The sequence below is a fragment of the Pseudomonadales bacterium genome, from assembly GCA_013215025.1.
Lineage (GTDB): Bacteria > Pseudomonadota > Gammaproteobacteria > Pseudomonadales > DT-91 > DT-91.
Genome location: JABSRR010000236.1, coordinates 1 through 3228 on the forward strand (window position 1 = coordinate 1; position 3228 = coordinate 3228).

Genomic DNA, 3228 nt, shown 5'->3' on the forward strand with positions numbered 1-3228 from the left:
CCAGAGCCAGATACGCCAGTTATGCAGGTTAGCAGTCCAACAGGCAGATTGAGGTCAACCGATTGTAAGTTATTACCTGAGGCACCCGACAAACGTAACTGTTTCTCTGGCTTAGCTTCGTGACGCTGAGTTGGAATGCTGATGGTTTTTTTGCCCGACAAATATTGGCCGGTCAGTGAATCCGCACATTGCGCGATAGCTTGATAGTCTCCTGCCGCAATCACTTGCCCGCCATGAACGCCGATATCGACGATGAAGTCGGCGGTACGAATCGCATCTTCATCATGCTCAACCACAATCACAGTATTCCCTAAGTTGCGTAAGTGCTTTAGGGTGCCAAGTAATCGTTCGTTATCGCGTTGGTGCAGTCCAATCGAGGGTTCATCAAGAATATACATAACGCCGACTAAACCTGCACCAATTTGACTGGCAAGTCGAATACGCTGAGCTTCACCACCCGATAGAGTATCAGCACTTCGTTCAAGTGTTAGGTAGTTCAGGCCGACATCGACTAAAAAACTCAGGCGGTCGCGAATTTCTTTTAAAATCTTCTCGGCAATCTGCGCGCGGGCGCCTGAAAAGCTTAGCTGCTCGAAATAAGCTTTCGCCTGACCGACTGGCATGCGAATAATATCGGGTAGCGTGTCATTGCCAATAAACACATGGCGAGCATCAGAATTTAAGCGAGAGCCATGACAGCTATTACAGCTGTGCACCGACAGGTATTTACTTAACTCTTCGCGCACCATATTTGATTCGGTCTCTTTAAAGCGACGTTCAAAGTTAGGGATAATGCCTTCAAAAGCATGTTTGCGCTTATAGATGTCACCTCGGTCATTGATGTAATTGAACTCAATTTCTTCGCCTTTGGAACCATGCAAAATAATCTGTTGATGTTTCTTTTTCAGCTTATGCCAGGGCGTATCGGTAGAAAAATCATAATGCTTGGCAAGCGAGCTGAGCATCTGAAAATAATAAACGCTGCGCCTATCCCAGCCGCGAATCGCGCCTTCGGCTAACGAGGCCTCCTCATCTTGAAGAACCCGTGAGGCGTCAAAGTATTGCTTAACTCCAAGCCCGTCGCAGTCAGGACAGGCGCCATAGGGGTTATTAAACGAAAACAAACGGGGTTCAAGCTCTCGGATAGAGTGGCCGCATACCGGACAGGCAAAACGTGCCGAAAACAATAAGTCCTCAGCTTGGCCATCCATATCAACAACCAATGCAATGCCTTCTGATAGGTCTAAAGCAGTTTCGAAAGATTCCGCGAGCCGGGTTTGCAGATCATCGCGAACTTTAAAACGGTCAACCACAACCTCAATCGTATGCTTTTTGTTTTTATCCAGCGCAGGTGTGTCATCAAGGTCGGTCACAATGCCGTCGATGCGAACGCGCACAAAGCCTTGGCTGCGCAGACTATCAAAAATATGTAGGTGCTCGCCTTTACGATTTTTGACCACCGGTGCGAGCAGCATGCACTTTTGTCCTTCAGGCAGCGCTAAGGTCGTGTCGACCATTTGACTGACGGTTTGTGCGCTAAGCGGCAAATCATGAGTGGGACAGCGCGGTTCACCGGTACGAGCAAATAACAGCCGCAAATAGTCGTATATCTCAGTGATTGTGCCAACGGTTGAGCGTGGATTGTGTGAAGTTGATTTCTGCTCAATTGAAATCGCCGGTGATAAGCCTTCAATATGGTCGATATCGGGCTTTTCCATCATCGATAAAAATTGTCGAGCATAGGTAGAAAGGGACTCAACATAGCGGCGTTGGCCCTCAGCATATAAAGTGTCGAAGGCCAATGACGACTTGCCTGATCCAGAAAGGCCGGTAATGACGACTAATTTATCGCGCGGAATATCTAAATCAATATTTTTCAGATTGTGGGTGCGCGCTCCACGAACAACAATGGTATCCATAGCCTTACCTATCAAAAACAGCCGATCATTATACCTAGCCCTATCGATAAAGGGGAGGCCAAACTAGTTATCTACGCATGTAGTCATTCGCTTGGTGCAGTGCTAGAATGATTCTTTACTAATAAAATATTCGCGATGGAGCAAAGGCATGGCCAGAGGCATTAATAAAGTGATCATTGTCGGCAACTTAGGACAAGATCCTGAGTCTCGCTCATTTCCCAACGGTGGAATGGTCACCAATATTTCTGTAGCCACATCAGAAAGCTGGACAGATCGCCAAACTGGCCAGCCACAAGAGCGCACTGAATGGCATCGCGTGACCTTTAATGGCCGCTTGGCAGAGATTGCGCAGCAGTATTTGCGTAAGGGTTCAAAAGTTTATGTTGAGGGCTCTTTAAGAACCCGTAAATGGCAAGACAAGCAAACCGGCCAAGATCGCTATGCGACAGAAATCAATGCGCGAGAAATGCAAATGTTAGATTCGCGCGGCGACAATCAAATGGGGCAGGGCGGCTACCAGGCTGCAAGTCCTGCAGCGCAGCCACAGGGGCAAAACTTTGGCGGCTATCAACAGCAGCCTGCTCAGGCTCAGCCAGTTCAGCAGGCTGCGCCAGCACCTCAACAAGCTGCGCCAAGCGGCTTCGATGACTTTGATGATGATATTCCCTTCTAAGCCTGCCAACCAATTTTATAAGCATAAAAAAGCCCCAATAATGGGGCTTTTTGTCTTTATGGCTTCTCGTCTGGTTTACGCATTTAGTCCTTGTTGCATCGTCAAGAAGGATTCATCACGCAAGATAGGTATCAGTGAATCCGACAGCTCGACTGACTATGGTTAAAATTCCCTGCTTGTGAGTTTTAGTAAAAATCATCATGACCAAGTAATCAGTACTCACTTATTCAAATGATATCGCATGTAAAAAAGCTTTAATCGTATGGCAGCGATATGAAAATATCAAACTGATCTGGGCTGTTAAGCTGACCGACGGCTTGGTTCTCATCAAAGCTGCCAGACACAGACAGCGAGCCGAATGGATCAGTATTCTCAACTTCGCCATCTAGAATGTATTGGGTGAATGAGTCTATAGCATCTAAGTCATCATTAATATCAACATAAGCAAACTGTTCCAGAAAGATGTCAGAACTCAAATTGCCATCCAGATTTTCAAATTCAGTCTCATCGCTTCTATCTATCAGAGTAACTGCATAATTGTTATTATTATCAGATGCTTCGAAATACATTTGAGTTCTAAAGCTTGATCCTGAGTAGTCATTTTGCCCGATAATCTGATCACTTTCTTCACTCTCG

Annotated in this window: 3 protein-coding genes; 1 reads left to right on the top strand and 2 read right to left on the bottom strand. The window is 46.4% G+C overall.

Annotation, left to right across the window (positions count from 1 at the left end; translation table 11 throughout):
• The coding region (gene uvrA, locus HRU21_12315; GenBank protein ID NRA43073.1) for an excinuclease ABC subunit UvrA at positions 1 to 1919 on the bottom strand (1919 nt) is incomplete at its 3' end.
• A gap of 148 nt (positions 1920 to 2067) precedes the next feature.
• Here uvrA and ssb point away from each other — a divergent pair.
• A complete protein-coding gene (gene ssb / locus HRU21_12320; GenBank protein NRA43074.1) occupies positions 2068 to 2592 on the top strand; it encodes a single-stranded DNA-binding protein in 525 nt (174 codons plus the stop codon).
• A 254-nt stretch (positions 2593 to 2846) separates the two neighbouring features.
• On the opposite strand, the gene HRU21_12325 is transcribed toward ssb, so the two are convergent.
• On the bottom strand, positions 2847 to 3068 hold the full coding sequence (locus HRU21_12325) for a hypothetical protein (protein NRA43075.1): 222 nt from the start codon (positions 3066 to 3068) through the stop codon (positions 2847 to 2849).
• Positions 3069 to 3228: the final 160 nt, after the last annotated feature.

Excerpts from the sequence above, each read along its gene's own strand:
- ssb (NRA43074.1), top strand. The coding sequence starts at position 2,068 with ATGGCCAGAGGCATTAATAAAGTGATCATTGTCGGCAACTTAGGACAA.